This is a genomic window from Rahnella sp. P4_A8, assembly GCF_056402435.1.
The window spans coordinates 1-506 of sequence record NZ_JBFUHK010000395.1 but is presented as its reverse complement, the minus strand read 5'-3'; the positions used below and the strand labels follow the sequence as shown (position 1 = coordinate 506).

The window sequence follows — 506 nt, the reverse complement described above, 5'->3', positions numbered from 1 at the left end:
CCGCGGGGTTGGTTAAACCGGGGGATACCGTGATCCTCGACAGTGGCAGCACGACCATGCTGCTGGCTGAGGAGTTAGTGAAAGCGGGTGATATCACTGTCATTACTAACAACTTACCGGCTGCGTTTGTATTATCAGAAAACCCGGATATCACTCTGGTCGTTTGCGGCGGAACACTACGCCACAAAACGCGCTCGCTACATGGCAACATCACGGAATATGCGTTGCAGGGCATCGTCGCTAACCTCATGTTTGTCGGCGCTGATGGCCTCGACGCGGCCACAGGGATCACCACATTTAATGAAGGCTATAGTATCAGCGGTATTATGGCTGATGCCGCTCAGCGTGTTGTCGTGGTGACTGATTCCACTAAATTTGGCCGACGCGGATATAACCTGGTGCTGCCTATGGAAAAAATCGACACCATCATTACTGACTCCGCTATCAGCGATGATGTGCAGCAGGCGCTCCAACAAACATCGACAGAGATTATTGTTGTTTAATCT

Annotated in this window: 1 protein-coding gene; it reads left to right on the top strand. The window is 51.2% G+C overall.

What is annotated here, in order from left to right:
* On the top strand, positions 1–503 hold a 503-nt coding region (locus AC1DUO_RS26205; RefSeq protein ID WP_477989670.1), incomplete at its 5' end, for a DeoR/GlpR family DNA-binding transcription regulator.
* Positions 504–506: the final 3 nt, after the last annotated feature.